Source organism: Natronococcus sp. A-GB1 (assembly GCF_029688845.1).
GTDB lineage: Archaea > Halobacteriota > Halobacteria > Halobacteriales > Natrialbaceae > Natronococcus.
In genome coordinates this window covers 146695-165208 of record NZ_JARUKW010000011.1, presented here as the reverse complement: position 1 = coordinate 165208, position 18514 = coordinate 146695, and the positions used below count along the sequence as shown (strand labels likewise).

The 18514-nt window shown below is 63.0% G+C and carries 12 protein-coding genes and 1 tRNA gene; 3 read left to right on the top strand and 10 right to left on the bottom strand.

The window, feature by feature from the left end; genetic code table 11:
• Positions 1-1749: 1749 nt before the first annotated feature.
• The 5 genes from QA600_RS14180 to QA600_RS14160 form a co-directional block, all read right to left on the bottom strand.
• Complete coding sequence (locus QA600_RS14180; protein WP_278292597.1) at positions 1750-4551, bottom strand: DNA primase family protein; 2802 nt, start codon at positions 4549-4551, stop codon at positions 1750-1752.
• A 1-nt stretch (position 4552) separates the two neighbouring features.
• Positions 4553-5119, bottom strand: a complete 567-nt coding sequence (locus tag QA600_RS14175) for a hypothetical protein (protein WP_278292596.1) — start codon at positions 5117-5119, stop codon at positions 4553-4555.
• A 970-nt stretch (positions 5120-6089) separates the two neighbouring features.
• A complete protein-coding gene (locus QA600_RS14170) occupies positions 6090-6968 on the bottom strand; it encodes a hypothetical protein (RefSeq protein WP_278292595.1) in 879 nt (292 codons plus the stop codon).
• 301 nt (positions 6969-7269) lie between these two features.
• Positions 7270-7344: transfer RNA gene (locus tag QA600_RS14165), tRNA-Val, on the bottom strand.
• Between the two features lie 65 nt (positions 7345-7409).
• Positions 7410-7943 carry a cob(I)yrinic acid a,c-diamide adenosyltransferase gene (locus QA600_RS14160; protein WP_278292594.1) on the bottom strand — a complete coding sequence of 178 codons (534 nt, stop codon included), beginning with the start codon at positions 7941-7943 and terminating at the stop codon, positions 7410-7412.
• 111 nt (positions 7944-8054) lie between these two features.
• Here QA600_RS14160 and QA600_RS14155 point away from each other — a divergent pair, with 111 nt between their 5' ends.
• Positions 8055-8219 carry a hypothetical protein gene (locus tag QA600_RS14155; protein ID WP_278292593.1) on the top strand — a complete coding sequence of 55 codons (165 nt, stop codon included), beginning with the start codon at positions 8055-8057 and terminating at the stop codon, positions 8217-8219.
• Between the two features lie 129 nt (positions 8220-8348).
• A complete protein-coding gene (locus tag QA600_RS14150; RefSeq protein WP_278292592.1) occupies positions 8349-10046 on the top strand; it encodes an inositol monophosphatase family protein in 1698 nt (565 codons plus the stop codon).
• 25 nt (positions 10047-10071) lie between these two features.
• On the opposite strand, the gene QA600_RS14145 is transcribed toward QA600_RS14150, so the two are convergent.
• Positions 10072-10593 carry a VTT domain-containing protein gene (locus QA600_RS14145; protein WP_278292591.1) on the bottom strand — a complete coding sequence of 174 codons (522 nt, stop codon included), beginning with the start codon at positions 10591-10593 and terminating at the stop codon, positions 10072-10074.
• 249 nt (positions 10594-10842) lie between these two features.
• Between QA600_RS14145 and QA600_RS14140 the strand changes: the two genes are divergently transcribed.
• Entirely contained in the window at positions 10843-11685 is an 843-nt protein-coding gene (locus QA600_RS14140; protein WP_278292590.1) for an acyl-[acyl-carrier-protein] thioesterase, read from the top strand.
• 7 nt (positions 11686-11692) lie between these two features.
• Here QA600_RS14140 and gcvPB read toward each other — a convergent pair whose 3' ends face one another.
• From gcvPB to QA600_RS14120, 4 genes are all read right to left on the bottom strand, one after another.
• The gene (gene gcvPB / locus QA600_RS14135; RefSeq protein ID WP_278292589.1) at positions 11693-13183 is read right to left on the bottom strand and encodes an aminomethyl-transferring glycine dehydrogenase subunit GcvPB; all 1491 of its coding nucleotides are present in this window, start codon (positions 13181-13183) and stop codon (positions 11693-11695) included.
• Positions 13180-14517 carry an aminomethyl-transferring glycine dehydrogenase subunit GcvPA gene (gene gcvPA / locus QA600_RS14130; protein WP_278292588.1) on the bottom strand — a complete coding sequence of 446 codons (1338 nt, stop codon included), beginning with the start codon at positions 14515-14517 and terminating at the stop codon, positions 13180-13182. The genes gcvPB and gcvPA overlap by 4 nt, the downstream gene beginning before the upstream one ends.
• A gap of 131 nt (positions 14518-14648) precedes the next feature.
• On the bottom strand, positions 14649-15902 hold the full coding sequence (locus QA600_RS14125; RefSeq protein ID WP_278292587.1) for an AI-2E family transporter: 1254 nt from the start codon (positions 15900-15902) through the stop codon (positions 14649-14651).
• A 135-nt stretch (positions 15903-16037) separates the two neighbouring features.
• The gene (locus QA600_RS14120) at positions 16038-18512 is read right to left on the bottom strand and encodes a cation-translocating P-type ATPase (RefSeq protein ID WP_278292586.1); all 2475 of its coding nucleotides are present in this window, start codon (positions 18510-18512) and stop codon (positions 16038-16040) included.
• Between the last annotated feature and the right edge of the window lie 2 nt (positions 18513-18514).

Here is an 18514-nt window from a genome sequence, read left to right as displayed (position 1 = left end):
TGTGTAATAGCCGTTCAATTACCCGGATTCCCAGAGAGAGGCGACCCGCGTGAAACAGTTGTATGGGTTCACGAAATATCGTGACTCGAAATCGGCCGATGAAAACCACTATTCGGCTGGTAGGAGTGCTGAGGATGCGAAAAACGACGGAGTTACAAACCGTACGTAGTTCGTATGGGTTGGGGAGGAGACGGGTTGGTTAGGTTACGTTAACAAACTTTCAAGCGTCGCTTCGGCGTCCCTCACCGAAACGTATCAGCGTTCATATCCAGCATTGTTCCTCGTCGCGCTCGCCGTCTTCGGACACAAGGATATCGCATTTTTCGAGGAATCGGTTCTCAATCCTCAAACGGTTCTGTGGCTCTTGGTACACGGGGCGAGTCGTCATGATAGTAGATAGGTGCTGGACTCCTGTAAGACAGGTTAGCTAACCTTAGACACGAGATTCCAGCCTTTTGCAATGCTTTGTGGGTAATCGACGAGCGGCGTGCGCCAAGGTTGTAATTGGGGCATGCAGGCGGGGGTTGGTCACCTGCCCATAGTTTCCCTTTTTGTGAGTTGCGAGTTCTGAGGGTGCCGGGCGTGAGAAAAGACCCGTTCGGTGTCGCCCGGCACCTGAGGGGACCCAACCAAGAACCCCTCTAATGATTCATAGGAACTGGAAGAGTATAACACGGGTTGGCTAACTCACCACTCCTGCTCAACTCACTCACTCACTCGCCACTGGATTCACCATGACGGGTAGAGGGGGTGACAGGGGGCTATTCGCGCCTGCGAGCGTGAGTCCAAAACAAACCGTTGACAAACCAGCTCATGTCGGCTCGAACCCTGGTATCACCTTAGAAACACCACTCCACCGGGTTAGAAAATGAGTGAATCACGCTTCAGCGCGCTTCCGTTCATCGCAAACACACCTGGTGAACTCCTCGGGCCCAGCGTACTCTTCGAGTTCTCTAATCCCATCTTCGCTCCACCCCATGTCTCGAAGCGCCTCGCACGCCTCCTCGTGACCCTCGATGAATGCACCGGGTGATCGACCATGACCGGGCGAATCAATCGATACAACGCAAGGCGACGCTACGAAAAACCGGACGACTCGATCGGATATGATCGAATAGAATGGGAGTACCAGGGGGATTTAGACTACGATTCCGCCCCGTTGACAAGCTAACCACCGTCGTCAGCGGAAGTCGTCGAGCGTGAGTTGCCCTTCCGGTCTCTGGTTGAACTCGGTGACAGTGAGTTGATCCTCGTGAACTAACTCGCACGGATCCGCGTGACGCGCCTCAGCCCCTTTCTGACCAGCTTCACGGTGGTCCGGTCCTGTGACCGGCGTGGGTAAGTGAGTCCGCTCACCGGTGATCGTGAGTTGGTCTGTCGCCCGCCAAACAGGGTCGGTCCCTGTCCGTCGTGAATCACGCCGATTCTTCGACCGGGAGTGAGTTGGTGGGTCGGCGAGTAGGACCTGCCCTGCATCGCACTCAATCCCCCCGTGAACCTCCTCTAAGTACGATTCGAGCTCCTCTACCGTCCGCCAGTAACGTACGACGACGTGCTCGACCAACCCGTGATGCCTCAACCACTGCTTCAACCGCGACCTGAGTGGACAATCCACCCACCGCCAAACACGGTCACTGCGAGGGAGGTCCTCGCAGAGCTCGCTCGCGTGCGTGTCGATTGTCCACTTGGTCTCTTTGAGTTTCCCCCCGGTGAGGTGAGTTTCTGACGGTGACGGGGACGTGGAGAGACTCATGACTCACTCACCCCCTCCTCAGGCTCTTCCTCGTCGTCTGGTTTGATCGGGTCGGCGACTATTATGTCACCTCGCGCGGCGAGTTTATCGATCCTGGCCCTCACTGTGGTTTTATCCACGCGCGAGGCCAGTTGACCATAAACGTGCCCCGCTAACCTCGCCCGCGATAAGTCCTCTCGCGCCATGCTACGGATTATGTTATCGACGGTCTCCACATCGATCCCCGCGTCCGGGCCGTTGACAAGATCCTCACCGCCGTCGTCACCGTCGTCGTCTGGATCGTCGCCGGTGTCGTCGTGGTCGTCGCCGTCGTCGCTGTCATCGAGGCGGGATTGATCTTCATCCTCAGGTCTCGTTGTGAGGATCTGAATCTCTGTGTAATCCGGGTAGCACTCTAATCGCTTCTCCTTACCTCGGATCTTCGCACGCTCAACACGGATCCTGTCACCGGCTTCGAGAGACGTGCCCGCGTCGAAGACATTGATCAATTCAACTGCTTGGTCGTCATCTTCAATAAGCGCGATTTCCTCGCTCGCCTTCACAACTTCACCTTCGATCGTCGTGAAGCTAGGTCCTCTAAACCAACTGATCTCTCCTATTGGAGTCACCGTGTCGAGGCTGCTTTTCGCCGTCCCGTTCGCGTCTAATCCATCTAACACCGCGTCCGGCGCGTAATCGAGACCGTCTGGGCCAATCTGGATATGATCAACTCCTCGCGTGTTCGAATCGAACCATGTACCGCCTGCTTCGAAGTACACGGTCGCTGAGCGCTTCGCCACCTTCCAGAATTTACTTGGACCGAGCGCGTCAACGCCCTCATCCTTGCACCACCGCTTGTATACTTCGTATACAGCGCTTTTCGGCGCGGTGTGGTCTGGGCTCGATACGACGCATTCGTTGAAGAATCGCTGCACTGAGTCCGCCCACTGCTGGTACAGGGACCAGCGCTCCTTCTCAGTGCGGTCGCAACCCGGTTTCCCGGTCTCGAACATTTCCTGCGCTTTCTCAACAGCGGCGACCAGCAGCGCCTCGATTTCCTCGTCAGCGTAAATCTGCTCTTCAAGCTCTCTCACCGGGATTTTATCGCGGTGTTCGTCGTCCTCGTCGGTGTAGCGGTGAGGCATGATTATTGGATAAATTCGACTCTTCACACCGGATTTCGGGTCCTTCAACCGCTGCGGCTCGTTCGTCGCCAGCGACACTGTGGCGTACGGCGCGTAATCCTCCAATTTCTCGTACTTTTGGTTAATCGAGACGTCTTCACCGCCAGTCACCTTTCTAAAGAAGCTCAGATCTTGGATCTCGTTACCGCTCGCGTCGTCGTCAATCACAGCGTGCGCGCCGCGGACTTTCCCGCTTTCGAAGCCTTTCCCCGCGGCGAATTTTTCAAAATTCACCGACCTGACGTTCTCACCCCCCAGCATCTTCCGAACCCCGCCCTGCCACTTCGACTTGCCAGAGTTCGATGGGCCTAAGATGGGGAATGAGGCTTTAATCGAGTGATTCCGCATCAAGCTGTGTGCGGCCATTGCTAAGCATAATTCGCGGTCATCGTCGGTCTTCGTCACATCGTCTAAGAATTCCGCGAGCCCGCCTCCGAGTCCATCGTACTCGTCTGGTTTGTACTCGGTTCGGATCTTCGAGCGGAGCCGCCACTTCGCGTCGTGATCGTGCACCTCACCGTTTCGAAGATCGATCACACCGTTCTCGACTCCGACCATCCACTTGAGATCGGCGTCGTCGGGGACTCCCGCGGCCATTTCCTCGCGCTCACACCTGGCGCGGTCAACAAGCTCGTTGACAATTTTGCCCTTCTCACCCCCCGTCTTCGCGTCAGCTGGTAGCCATTCGGAGAGTCTGGATCGGAGCCTCTCGTCGCCGTTCGGCACCCAGAGACCGTGATCGCTCCTATCCTCGTCGTCGATATACAGCCACACTTCATCCTCCCCGAAAGGCGCTAAGACGTGCATTTCTTCGAGGATCGTTTTCACCAGCTCCTCACGGGCCCATGCACGGTCCGTGTTCAAGTACATCCGCGCGGCTTGCTCGATCCCGTGAGTGATCGTGATTTTATCCGATAACGGGACACTCGGCTTCGATACTACTTCGATTGAGCTCGTTGCCTGCCATTCGAGCGCCGGGAACCGGTCCCCCTTCTTCTCGGTCACTTCGAGATCTGTGACGACGACTTCATCTCCAATCTCAAAGTCTTCACCGGGCTCTACACCGATCTGCCCTGGGATTTGGATCCGCGTCGCCGCACCGCCGTCCGCGATTAGGATCCTCAAAGCAGCTTGCCCGCCGACCGCAGATTCTTTCGTATCCACGCGGTCCGCTGATAGAATCCTCGCCTGAATCGAGAGCACATCACCATCTTCGGGCCGGTACGACGCGGTTTTCAGCCGGGTCGTCGATTCGGAGACGTTGTACGCCGCGGTGTCGAGCTCCGCTTTTACGGAGAAATCGATATTGTATCGCAGATCGACGTCCACCGGTTCGTGCTCGTAATCGTCACCGACCGCTCCAAGCTGCTCGCGGTCCTCGTCGCTCATCAACCCCTCTTCTTCCTCTTCCTCTTCCTCTTCCTCACCGTCGCTGGTGTCGGACTCGTCGTCGGTCTCATCGTCGAGAGAGTCCATTAACTCACTCGCCCACTCCTCTTCCCCACTGTCGTCGTGGCCGGGGAATCGCTCGGCGAACTCCTCAGGGGCATCTTCACCGTCTCCATCACCGGGGGTGAGGTCTACCGCGTCGTCGCTTCCGTGCGCGTCCGCATCGATCGTGTCTTCGCCCGACATTCTACCACCTGGGATCCAACCCGATGTTATCCACTCGATCGTGTGCACGGTACATTTTCTTCCGCTCCTCCTCATCAGCTTCAAGCCACTCGGCGCGCTGCATCCAAGCCGCCGACTCACCCAAGTAATCTATTCGCTCGGGCCCTGGACAGTCCTCCGCTCGATCGAGCCATTCCTCCTCCTTTGCGCGCGCTTCGGCTGGATCGTCGCAAGCGCGCTGCTCGCGCGAGAATAAATCTCGCTCAGCGGACTCCTCGCTCCCGGCGAGTCCCCAGTCCGTGTCGATGGTTCCGCCGTCAGCGCGGATTTCACGACTTGACTCACTGGTTTCGGTCTGCGCTTCTAACTCGCTGACGGGGGTGGTTCCGTCGCGGTCGATCCACGCGACGTTCTCGCGCGGGATTTTACCGATTACACCGGTCTGCCCGGATTCGAGGATAACAACCCACCCGTCGTGAGTGTCGTAACCTTCGACTTCTAGTAATTCTCCGCTTCGAAGTTTGATTCGAGCGGGTTTCGATCGGTCATGATCGACGTTATCAAGTCTGTCGGTGTTGTTAGCTCGCATGTGTTGGCACCTGGTTAAGGCTCGCAGCGACCAACACGCTCCCGCGCGTTGCACCGCGCGGGATCGAGTTTTAGGGGATCCAGGGATTGGTTGGGATCCAGAGTGTAGCGAGCGTGGTTGGGTTTTGGTTGCTGCTTGATCATTCCTTGGAACCGGATGGCTATAAACTTTTTTGGACGATTGACTGCTCACCAAGATCATACGCGTTATTTCTCCACGAAATAGGCTGAGGGTCTGCGTTTGGACAAATCATTCACCACATTGAGTTGACGAATGAAGAATGCCCACACTATGAGCGAAGAACCCGCGCAATTTACGCAACTGACCTCACCCACCCGCGACGACGATGGTAAATTATCGAAGGGGACCGATGAGACCACCACACCCATACAGAGACGATTCAAACCGGTTGTGGCAAGGATCGATGACTACAGGGTCTCTAACCAGCAAATCAAGTGCTCTACCACAACCACCGCGGGATACGCCCATATCTTACCCCCAAGGGGTACTTTTACCCCCCCCTCTATACCTACTTTAACTCCAATATCCTGTTTAGGTGTGGTGGGCTACGGAATTAACTAGTAAGAGGGTCTGAACCTCTCGATCCTCACCACGCCCGGGTATTTCGAACTTAGAAAGGGTGTGGTGACTTGTCGAAATTAAAAGAAGAGTCGGACCGGTCATCGATCCTCCTCGCCAGTCAACCATCGCCGTCGCGGCGCGGTGGGTGCGCGGGAGTGGGGGTGAATGGTTTGTCCAAACCGGGGTTGACCCTGCCCCCGGGGTGGGGTTTGTACCCTGCATCACCCCCCGGGGGGTGACTCTTACCATTTCTGCGGTGTTTTTAGAGTCTAAAAACGATTCTAATACCTCTATTCGGGGTGATTCACCCCCCGGCGAACGCGGCATATTTTCCGAAGAGGGTGCCTACAATATGCTCGTGTGAGGGGTGACTTACCGCGGGGGTGGGTTAGTGGAATTCGTGGTAGTGGTGAGTGTCGTTGCTAGATGAGTCGGGCGGGGTGAGTCCGAGTTTGCTAAGGGGGTATATTGATCGACACCCCAGGCAAGCGGCGTGAGTATTGTCGTAAAATATCGTGTTATCCTTTTGATGAGTGCAATTCGGGCACCGGTCGCTCCCGGTGAGCGCCGTGCCTGAGTGAACAATTGCTTCGGCTAGCCGCTCCGCCCCGTGGCCGCCCCCGTCCCTGTTACGATCGTCGTTGACAAACCCGTCACTGTCGCCGGTGGGTGAGTCCCCCCACTCCTCGTCAGTGAGTTCGACTCGTGTGCTCATCTCGTCGTCACTCACGGTGGAATTGAACTCGGGGTAATCAATCGTCTCGGGTTCCCATTTCGATAGTGACGACTGCTCGGTGTCCCCGGCGTCAATCGTAGACCGTTCCTCGTTTTCAACATCCCCGGTCCCTTCATACTCCCCGTCGCTGCCTGGCGTTTTTCGCTCTTCACTTTCTACATTGTCTTCACTCTCGCTTTCGTCGTCTTCATGATCCCCTCCGCTGTCTGGCGTTTCCTTCTCTTCATTTTCAACATTCCCGTCACTCACTTTTTCGAGTAGTTCATTTTCGAGCTCACTAGGCGGTAAGTTGGGATGGACGTCGAACTCGGAAGCGATCGACTGCCGTTCGTAGTACTCCATCTCACGGATTTCTTCTGGAGAGTGCTCGACGACGTCGGGTTCTGCCGGGGTCTCAACAGCTTCTATCAACTCCTCTTTCAATTCTGTCTTCCCGGCATTCGGATTCGCATCATACTGGTTGGCGATTGACTGTCTCTGCCAGTGCTCCATATCCTCAATCTCTTCGGGTGTGTGCTGGTTGGGAGGCATTACTCGATTTAGGTTCTAAACCCCGATAAACCCCCTTAGCAACCTTCGAACGGTCTATCATTGGATCTGGTGTCGAGAGACGGGGCTCGTGTCGAGATCGCTGTCGTCCCGATCGCGCGTCGGTCGGTGGCACTAAGTGCACGGTCCTTCAACGTAATCGCTACCTGCGGCGGGGCGCGCGACAGGATCGCCCGCGGGATGCATCAATGCATTCCACCGGCCCAGCTCAGAGGAAGTGAAAACGTGAAGATCAAACCCTCAACCGTTCGAATTCGCTCCTGCAAAAACGGATTATTTCGAGTGGGTTGGGGCAGATTTGAACTGCCGACTTCCTCCGTGTGAAGGAGGTATCATAACCGGACTAGATCACCAACCCGCATCCCGTGATATCCGTGCGCTCGACTTAAGCCTTCCTTTCACTCCCGAGCTTCGCTCGAGCGATCAGTACTGTGGCGCTTCCTCGGGTTCGCCCTCGCGCTGGTTGACCAGTCGGGCGACGGTGAACAGCCCGTCCGAGAGGCGGTTGAGGTACTCGACGGTCCGCTCGTTGATCTGCTCGCTCGAGGCCAGCCCGACGGTGCGGCGTTCAGCGCGCCGACAGACCGCGCGGGCGTGGTGAAGCCGCGCACCGTGATCGCTGCCGGTCGGCAGGATAAACGAGGTCAGGGGCTCGAGTTCCTCGTCGTACTCGTCGATCCAGCTTTCGATCGTCTCGACGTGGTCGGCCCGGATCTCGGGGTCGTCGTCGTCGGGGTCGGGGTTTGCGAGATCGGCCTGAACGACGTGGAGGTGGTTCTGGACCGTTCGCAGTCGCTCGTCGACGTCGTCGTACCCGGTGGGGCGAACGGTGCCAACCAGCGCGTTGAGCTCGTCGACGGTGCCGTAGGCCTCGATTCGGGGATCCGTCTTCGGGACGCGAGTCATGTCTCGGAGGTCGGTCTCGCCGTCGTCGCCGCGACCGGTGTAGATCGCCATGACGGGATCGACGGACGGTTCGCACTTAACTTCGCCGTCCGCGACGGCGGTCGATCGTCCCCGCTCGCCCGAATCAGTACGTTAAACACGCTCGATTCGGTAGTGACCGGTATGGCCCTGGAACTCGACCACGAGTGTCCGAACTGCGGCGAAGAGAAGACGTTCTACCGCGCCGCGAGCACGACGCTGCACCTCGGCAAGAAGGTCAAGTGGCACTGTCCGGACTGCGACTACGGCTTCGTGCAGATCAACGGCATCGACTCGAGTGCGGCCTGAAACGGATCGAACGCTCGACTTCGGCGTTTCGGACGGCGCGGAGCGCCTTCTTGCGGCGTCGAACGCGGCTTTCGGTCGATCGGAGGGCGAGCGCCAGACCCATAGTCTCGCGGTTCGACGACCCACTCGATGCAAGGACGTCGGCTCGCAACCACCGAGGAGATCATCGCGATCGTCAGCCCCGACAGCGACGACGTCGTCGCCCGCCTCGCGGCCTGGGCCGACGACCGCGGGATCGGGCTCTCGACGGTCGACGTCGGCGAGTCGATCGACGAGGTCTACGACGGGAACCGGGCCACCCTCGGCGTCACGATCGGCGGCGACGGCACCTTCCTCGAGGGGATCAAGACCTTCGCCCCGAGAGGCGTTCCCCAGCTCGGCGTCAACACGGGAACGCTCGCGTTCCTCTCGCGGATCGAGCCCGAAGACCTCGAGGCGGCCCTCGACGAGGTGATCCACGGTCGGGCGACGATCGACAGCCGCCAGCAGGTCGCCGTCCGCGGATCGGGCCTCGAGGCGACCGGGATCAACGACGTCATGATCGAGCACGTCCCGCCGGAGAACCCGATCGACCGGAAGATCACCCGACTGGACGTCTACGCCGACGACGAGTACGTCGGCGAGTTCGAGGGAACGGGGATCGCCGTCTCGACGCCGACGGGGTCGACGGGCGTCTCGCTGTCGGCCAACGGTCCGATCCACTACCCCGCGAACAACCACACCCTCCAGCTGGTTCCGTTGCACACCCACCAGCTCGGAGTGCGACCGATCGTCGTCTCGCCCGAGACCGAACTCCGGATCCGTACCCAGGGGCCCGCGAGCCTGCTGGTCGACGGCGGACGAGCCAACGCGCTCCTCGAGGAGGGCGAGGAGGTGCTGGTTACCGGTGCCGAACAGCTCGCTCACGTCGTCCACACCAGCCACGACGACCACTTCTTCACCGCGATTTCGAAGAAGCTCGGCTGGGACGTTCGCGGCGACGACGAGCCCCCGCGGGTTCCCGCGTCGCGGTCGGAAACCGGCGTCGACGGTGACGGCCTCCTCGAGCGCGCGCGGACGATCGCCACCGAGGCGGCCGAGGCGGCCGGCGAACCGCTCCGGGAGCTCCACGGGCAGGTCGAGTCCGTCGGGGTCAAAAGCGACAAGTCCGACATCGTCACCGAGGCCGACTACCAGGCCAACCGGATCATTACGACGGTGATCGAAAACGAGTTCCCCGGCCACGGAATCGTCTCCGAAGAACAGCCGCGAGACGTCCGCGAGGGCGGCTACACCTGGGTAGTCGACCCCCTCGACGGGACCGGGAACTTCGCCCACGGCAACCCCAACTACTCGATCGCGATCGCGCTGCTCGAGGACGAGTATCCCGTCGTCGGCGTCGTCTACGTCCCCGAGACCGACGAGCTGTTCAGCGCGATCGCCGGCGGGACGGCCCGCCGGAACGGCGATCCGATCGAGACCACCAGCCGGGACCGCCTCGACGAGAGCATGCTCATCTCCGGCTACGATCCCGACGGCTCCTTTCTCACGCGGTTCTACCAGGAGACACGCGGCGTCAGACGGCTCGGTTCGACCGCGCTCAATCTCTGTTACCTCGCCAGTGGGAGTGCCGACGCCACCTGGGAGTACGACACCTACCCCTGGGACGTCGCCGCTGGACTGGTGATCGCTCGCGAGGCTGGCGCCCGGCTCACCGACGAGCGGGGCGAACCGTTCGTCTTCGAACTCGAGACGGAGGGGCGGTCGGCCCTGCTGGGCTCGAACGGCCCGCTTCATCCGGCTCTGCTCGAACACCTCGAGGGTGGGCACGACGGCTGCGGGCGGTAGCCGGCCGGAGAGCGCCGACGGCGGTTCAGGCCAGGACCGCCACGCTGGCGAGCGCGGCGCCGACGTAGACGCTGTGATAGAGCGCGGTCGCGATCGACATATGGAACGCGTACCGACCCGCCGAGTACGAACTCAACGCCGCGGGAACGGCGATGATGCCCCGACTCACTGGAACGACGTTGGTCGTGAAGATCGCGAGCCCGCCGTACCGTTGGAACCAGCGATCGAGCCGACGGTACCGCGGCGACTGCGGGTCGAGTTCGACGTACGGGAGCTCCTCGAGAACGGACCAGCCGTAGCGGCTGACGGCGAGATACAGCGCCAGCTGCCCGAGGACGTGGGCGATCGTGACGACGACGACGACGAGCGCGGCCTCGCGACCCGTGAAGCCGCCCCCGACAACGTAGCCGGGGAGGAAGACGCTCGTCGGAAAGACCTTGCCGACGAGCGCTCCCTTCAGCACGAACACCCCGAACAGCACCGGGAGGCCGAAGGCTCGGATCGCGGCCTGGAGGACGTCGACGGACGTCGCCGTCGATCCGATCATCGCTCGACTTCGGCCGGCCCCGTTCGGACGATTTGTTTCACTACCGACATTCCCGTTAACTGTTCGTTCCTGCCCGACACGTTATTTATTTTGTGGTGATCCTAACAACGATCTAACTGGCCGACTCGAACGGGGACGGGACGATCCGGGGGCGGTCGCCGACCACGGTCGGTCCCCGTTTCCCTTCCCTCGAGCATCGCTTGCCGGTTCCTGTACGATCCTAACGGGCGGGGACGTACAGCCACACACATGCAAACGATCGACGACCGCCGGGTACAGTTCGGCGAGTTCGCCGGCCCCCTCGCGCACGGAGCGTCGTTTTTCGACTGGCAGCTGATCTCGACCCAGGAGATCGCCGCCGCCTTCGACTACTCCTTCGCGGAGATCCTCGCCGACGACGGGATCCCCTACGCTCCGGTGGTCGTCAGTACTTCCGTCGACCGCTACCCCCGAATCGGCGAGACGATCTCGGTCGAGACGGTCCCCCGACGCGTCGGGGACTCGAGCGTGGAGCTGGTCTACGAGATCAACGACGGCAACGGGGAGCGACTGGCGACCGCCCGAATGACCCACGTGACGATCGGGCCCGACGGCGCCGCACTGGAACTGCCCGAGGACGTTAAGGCAGCGTTCGCGGACGCCAGCGTCGATCGCGATCCGTCGGTCGGCCCCCACGACGGCACCGATACGGGCGACGGGCTGGCATCGTTCTCCTCGTCGTTCGAGATCCACAGTCCACACATCGAGGGCGCCGAGTTGGCCTACTTCGAGGAGTATCCACGTTTCGCCGACGTCGCCCTCGAGCGTCACCTCGAGACCCACGACACACCCCTCGACGACCTGCGGGGTGACAAGGAACCCTACCGAATCCGGGACTGGCGCTGGGAGTTCAAGGCGCCAGTTCTGTTCGGGACGACGCTGCGGGTCGACTGCGACGTCCTCGAAATTACCGACGAGACGATCCGGATCGCCCACGCGCTCTCGAGCGACGGCCGGACGAACATCGAGGGGATCACCGAGTACGGCTGTTTCGACCGCTCCGGGGCGCCAGTCGCGTTCGACGAGGCGATGCTCGAGCCGTACCGAACGTAGTCCGTTTTCAGGAGGCGTCGTTCTCGAGGGCGTGCCAGGACAGGCGCGGGCTCCGCGCCGCGGCCGTTTGGTCGATCCGACGGGCGGCCGTTCGCTCGGGGGCCGCCTCGAGGATCTCGTCGTCCTCTTCGGCGACGGCGTTGAACGCGGCGGCGAGCCGATCCAGCGTGTCCTTGCTCTCGACCTCCGTCGGCTCGGTCATCAGCGCCTCGGGAACGATCTCGGGCCACTTCGTCGTCGGCGGGTGGACGCCGTAGTCGAGCATTCGTTTGGCGACGTCGGCCGCATCCTGGTCGCCCGCGCTGGCGACGAACTCGTGGTGGAACGGCTCGTAGGGGACGTCGTACTCGATGCGGCTCGCGAGGTAGTTCGCATTGAGCACGGCCGTCGCGCTGGCGTCTAACAGGCCCTCGTCGCCCAGCCGGGCAATGTAGGCGAACGTCTTGACGAGCACGAGCCAGTTGCCCTGATAGCCGTGGACCTTGCCGATGGTGTGATCGGGGTCGAACAGCTCGTAGGCCGGTTCGGAGCCGCTCGAGTCGTCGCCAGCCTCGCGGACGCGGGGGGCCGGCAGAAACGGCGCCAGCTCGTCGACGACGCCGACCGGGCCGGCGCCGGGGCCACCGCCGCCGTGGGGCGTCGCGAACGTCTTGTGGACGTTGTAGTGCATCACGTCGAAGCCCATATCGCCCGGTCGGGCCCGTCCCAGCAGGGCGTTGAGATTCGCCCCGTCGTAGTACAGCAGGCCGCCCACGTCGTGGACCATCTCGGCGATCTCGGTGATGTTGCGCTCGAACAGCCCGAGCGTGTTCGGGTTCGTCAACATCAGGGCTGCGGTGTTCTCGCTCAGGGCGGCCTCGAGTGCCTCGAGGTCGACCCGCCCCTCGTCGTCGCTGGGCAGGGAAACGACGTCGTAGCCGCCCAGTGCGGCCGTGGCGAAGTTCGTCCCGTGGGCACTCTCGGGAACGATCACTTCGTCGCGGTGGCCCTCGCCGTTGTGTTCGTGGTAGGCCGCGGCGACGCGGATGCCGACGAACTCTCCGGCCGCACCCGCGGGCGGCTGAAGGGTCACCGCGTCCATCCCGCCGATCCGCCCGAGATAGTCCTGTAACCGGTACATGAGCTCGAGCGTTCCCTGTGTCGAGCGCTCCGAGCGGTCGGGATGGACCGCAGCTTTGGGCAGCGCCGCCACGTCCTCGGTGAACTTGGGGTTGTACTTCATCGTACACGAGCCAAGCGGGTAGGGGCCGGTGTCGATCCCGTAGATCATCTGCGAGAGGCGCGTGTAGTGGCGGGCCAGCTCGGGCTCGGAGAGGGCCGGCAGCTCGAGGGAGTCCCGCGTCAGGTCGTCGGGCAGCGGGGAGTCGTCGCCGCCGATCTCGACTCGCGTCCGATCCTTCTCCGAGAGCAGGGGTTCGTACTGGCCGTCCTCGACGTATCGGGCCTGATCATACCGGACCTGGTCGTCGGTCGCCGGCTCGGATTCGTCGCGGCTCATCGGGCCACCTCCGCAAAGGCGTCGACGAACGGATCGATCCGCTCGTCGGGGACGCCGGCGACACACACCTGAATCTCGTGTTCGCCGACGACGTGGATGGCGAAGCCGCGCTTCTCGAGGTCGTCGGCGACAGCCCGTGCGGGTTGATCGACGCGGGCGACGAACTCCCGGAGGTGGTGTCGGTTGTGGGTTGGCGCCGTGACGCCGACGATGCCGTCGAGTCGTTCGGCGAGGTCGTCCGCGCGCGTCACTCCGCGGTTCGCGAGGTCGACCATGCCGTCCGGCCCGAGGTACGCGGCGTGCATCGCGGTTCGTAACGCGACCCAGGCCTGGTTCGTACAGATGTTACTCGTCGCGCGCTCCCGACGGATGTGCTGTTCGCGGGTCTGCAGCGTCAGCGTGTACGCCCGTCGGTCGGTCGCGTCCTCGCCGGCACCGACGAGCCGGCCCGGTACCTGTCGGAGGTAGTCCTCGCGGCAGGCGAACAGGCCGAGGCCCATCCCGTAGCTCGTCGGCAGCCCGAGCACGCTCGCGTCGCCGATGACGACGTCGACACCGACGTCGCCAGGGCGCTGGAGTACGGAGAGTGCGACCGGGTCCGAGCCGAGGACGAACAGCGCGTCGGCCTCGCCTGCGAGGTCGCCGATCTCGGCGAGTCGCTCCTCGATCGTCCCTCGCACCGTCGGGTTCTCGGCGTAGACCATGACGGTGTCCTCGTCGACGGCATCCGCGAGCGCGTCGAGATCGGCGTTCGCGTCGTCGGTCGGGTACGTCTCGACTTTGAGGTCGGTGCCGGCGACGTAGTTCTCGAGCGTGCTCCGCCGTCCCTCGAGCAGGAGGTCGGGGACGAGGATGCGGTGGCCGCTCGTCGACCGAACCCGTTCCGCGAGCGTTGCGGCCTCGCCCAGCGCGGTGGCCGCGTCGTACATCGAACAGTTCGCGACCTCGAGGCCGGTCAGCTCGACCAAAAGAGACTGGTACTCGAACAGCGCCTGCAGGAATCCCTGTGAGACCTCGGGCTGGTACTGCGTGTAGGAGGTGAGAAACTCGGAGCGATCCGCCAGGTGGTCGATCAGCGAGGGGACGTAGTAGCCGTAGTGGCCCCGCCCGAGCAGCTCGGTTAGCTCGTCGTTTCGTCCCAGCACCGATCGTACCAGTCGACGGGTCTCCCGCTCGCTTCGCGCGTCGATCCCGAAGGCGTCGTCGAAGCGAACGTCGTCGGGGATGTCGAACAGTTCCTCGACGTCATCGACGCCGACCGACTCGAGCATCGCCGTCCGTTCGTCGTCCGTGTAGGGAGCGTAGGGGCTCCCGGTAGCGTGTGATCCGTTCATGTGTAGCGAGGGTCCCGATCGTCTCGGCTCCGCCCGGTGCGATCGCGTCGAATCCGGGTTTCGTTCCGAGACACGATACGTGGTAGTTACGGACACGGGGTAATGAACGCACCTCTTCGCGGAGGCGACGATCACTCCGCGGAGTCCGTTTCCGAACCCGGCGACTCCGGCTGATCGGGGTCGACTCCGGACTCCGGTTCGGGTTCAGACTCGGCCGGAGGCTCCGGGGTCGATTCCTCGTCCGGGTCGTCGCCCTCCACGTCGGGGATCAGCGACTCGTCGGTGATCCCCGTGTTCGGAGCCGTGTCGGCCGCGGGATCGGCTGCGGGAAGCGGTCCGACCGGTGGGCTCCCCTCGCTGATCGCCCACTCCCGGGCGAACAGGTCGAGCGTGATCTTCGCGCCGCCGAGGACGACGGGGCCAATAAAGAGCCCGACCGCACCGAAGACGACGAGGCCGCCGAAGATTCCGACGACGACGATCGCTGAGTTGAACGCGCTCGTCCGCCCGATGAGGGCGGGTCGAAGGTACGTATCGGAGGCGCTGACGAGCAGGCCGTAGCCGACGAGGATCGCCGCGGGGATGGTTTCGCCGATCACCGCCAGGTAGATCGAAACCGGCATCCAGATGGCGAAGACGCCGACCAGGGGAAGCAACGCGGCGACGAACGCGGCGACGGTGAGTAAGACGACTGCCGGCACGTCGAGGAACATGAGCCCGACGCCCAGCAGGACGGCCTGGATCATCGCGACGACGACGTTGCCGACGACCGACGCCCACATGAGCTGATCGAGTTCGGTGAGGAGTTCGCGCTGGACGTGGTCCTCGACGGGGAGGACGTACTGCACCCAGCTGACGAGCCGATCGCCGTCCCGGAGGAGTGCAAAGAGCACGAACACCGTCACCGTCAGTCCGATGGCGATCGACGGAACGCCGCCGACGAACTCGAGTGCACCGGTCGCGACCTCCTGTAGCCCGGTCGCGATCGGTTCCTGGTAGGTCGTGTACGTCTCCTGCAGATCGACCGAGTAGCCGAACTCCGTTTCGATCTGCTGTTCGATATCCTGGACGTTGAGCGTCCCGTCCTGGACATCCATGGCGATGTCGAGTGCCTGCCCCAGCGCGACCGCGAGCACGTACATCACCGGCAGCAGGATCGTCAGGATCGCGACGACGACGAGCACGAGCGCGGCGGTCATCGACCGGACGTACCTCTCGAGTTGGCGCTGGGCGGGCATGAGAATGTACGCGAGGATCACGCCGAGCAGGACGTACTGGAGATACGGCAGGACGATGAGCGCCGCGAGCAGGACGCTGATGAGAGTGAGAACGACCAATCCCGCTCGGTCGGAGAGCCACTCCGACAGCTCCGGTCGCGTAGACATAGCCCCCGATTGGATGTCCAGAACTAATTAGTTCGCGTTGAGATCGCTCCGCTGTCGCCGAAGGAGTGCTGTCGGTCGGTTCCAAAGCGACCGCGAGCCGTCCTCCGATCGCCCGGAAACCGGTAGGCGGCCGTCTCAGTCCTCGAGCAGCGACCGCGAGGAGTTCGTGACGACCAGCAGGCTGCTGGCTCCCATCGCGAGCGCGGCGAACAGCGGGTTGAGCAGTCCCGTTACCGCGAGCGGGATCGCGATCCCGTTGTAACAGAACGCCCAGCCGATGTTGCCCTTCACTCGGCGGTCGGTCGCCCGCGCGAGTTCGAAGACGGTGTCGACCGAGCCGAGGTCGTCGTCGACGAGCGCGACGTCGGCCGCGTCGGCGGCCATCGCCGTCCCGCCGCCGAGCGCGATCCCGAGGTCGGCGGCGGCCAGCGCCGGGGCGTCGTTGGTTCCGTCGCCGATCATGACCGTCCGGCCCGTCTTCTTGAGCCGGTCGACGGTCTCGGCTTTCCCCTCCGGCGGGACGCCCGCGAACACCCGGTCGACCGACGGCTCCTCGCGGAACCGACGGGCCGCGCGGGCGTCGTCGCCGGTGAGGACGACGACCTCGGTGTCCGTTTCCGCGATGGCCGACAGCGTCTCCGACCAGCCCTCGCGGAGGTCGTCGCCGACGACGATCACGCCCTCGGCGACGCCGTTTCGGCCGACGGCGACCGGGACGCGTCCCGTCTCGCGACCCGCTTCGATACGGCGGGCGACGTCGTCGGGGACCGTCACCCCCCGATCGCGAAGGAGGTCGGGGTGGCCGACGACGATCTCGTCGCCGCCGACGAGGCCCGAGACGCCGTTGCGGTGGCTCTCGAAGGACTCGATACCGTCGTCGGCTGCCCCCCGAGTCGCAAGGGCGTCCTCGGGCTCGTCGTCGGCCCGAGCCGAGTCCGGGGGCGACTCGGCCTCGAGCGTGCCGCCGTCGGCGACGGGGCGCTCGGCGGCGATCGCCCGCCCGATCGGGTGGGCCGAACGGCGCTCGAGCCGGGCAGCTTTTTCGAGCAGTTCCTCGTCGAGATCGGTCTCGACGACGGTCATCTCTCCGGTCGTCAGCGTCCCCGTCTTGTCGAAGACGACAGTATCAGCGTCGCGGATGCGCTCGAAGACGGTGTCGTCGAAGACGACGATCGACTGCTCGAGGGCGTCCCGAACCCCCGCCGCGACGGCCAGCGGGGTCGCCAGCCCGAGCGCGCACGGACAGGAGACGATCAACACGGTGAGCCCGATCAGCAGGGCCTCGGCGACGCCTGCACCGGTCAGGAGGTAGATCGTCGTCACGACGACCGAGAGCACGAGGACGAGCGGGACGAAGATCGTCGCCAGCTTGTCCGCGAGCTTCTGGATCCCGTGGCTCGAGCTCTGGAGGTCCCAGACGAGTTCGGTGACCCGATCGAGGCTGCTGGTGGCGTCCTCGCCGACGCGGACGGTGACGGCGCCGTCGGTGACCAGCGAGCCGCCGACGACCTGGTCGCCGGCCGTCTTCCCGACGGGCAGGGACTCGCCGGTGACGACGGCCTCGTCGACGGCGACCTCACCCTCGACGACCTCGCCGTCGACGGGGATCCGCTCGCCGGCCCGCACGAGGAGCCGATCGTCGGGCTCGAGGTCGTCGACGGCGACCTCCTCGTGGCTCCCGTCCGGGCCGACGCGACGGGCCTCGTCGATCTGGACGGCGGTGAGATCCGAGAGGCGCTCGGTGGCCTTCTCCTTGATCGTCGACTCGTAGTAGTTGCCGACCGAGACGATGACGATGATCGCGACGGTGACGTCGTAGTAGATGTGGTCGCCGCCGACGGCGATCGACAGCGTGCTGTAGAGGTAGGCGCTGACGGCCGCGATCGTCACCAGCAGATCCATGTTCGGCGACCGGGTCTTCGTGGCGACGTAGGCTCCCTGCAGGATCGGCTTGCCGGTCACGCCCAGCACGATCGTCGTCAGCGCGGCGATCATCAGGTAGAACGGCGTTGCAAGTTCGCTCGCCAGCGCCTGACTGAGGAACTCGTACGTCCGCTGGTCGTAGAACAGCCCGCCGAAGTAGGTCGGGTAGATGATCAGCAGGTACTGCATCATCACCATCATCCCCATGAGGACGCCGACGATGATCCGGCCCATCATCCAGTTGTCGGCCTTCCGTCGCATGAACGAGTCCTCGCGGTCGTAGGCACTGTAGCCCAGCCCGCTGATCGCCTCCTCGAGTTCGGCCTGTGAGACGGCGTCGGGATCGTGATCGATCCGGACCGTGTCGGTGACGTAGCTCGAGTCGGCGTTACTGACGCCCTCGGTTCGCAGCGCCGCGGACTCGATGAACGCCTCACAGGTCGCACAGTGCATCCCGTCGACCTCGAGATAGGTCGACTCGTGATGGGCAGGCACCTCTCGAGTCCCGTCGTCCTCGCGCTGACGACGGACGTCCTCGGGGGCGACGTCCTCGACGTCCCCGAGCGCGTCGTAGACGTCCCGGCAACCGACACAGCAGAAGCGGTTCCCCTCGTCGTCGGTGACGTCGCTGCCCTCGACGGGGAGTTCACACAGCGTGCAACCGGCTTCGTGAGTGTAGTCGGTCATGA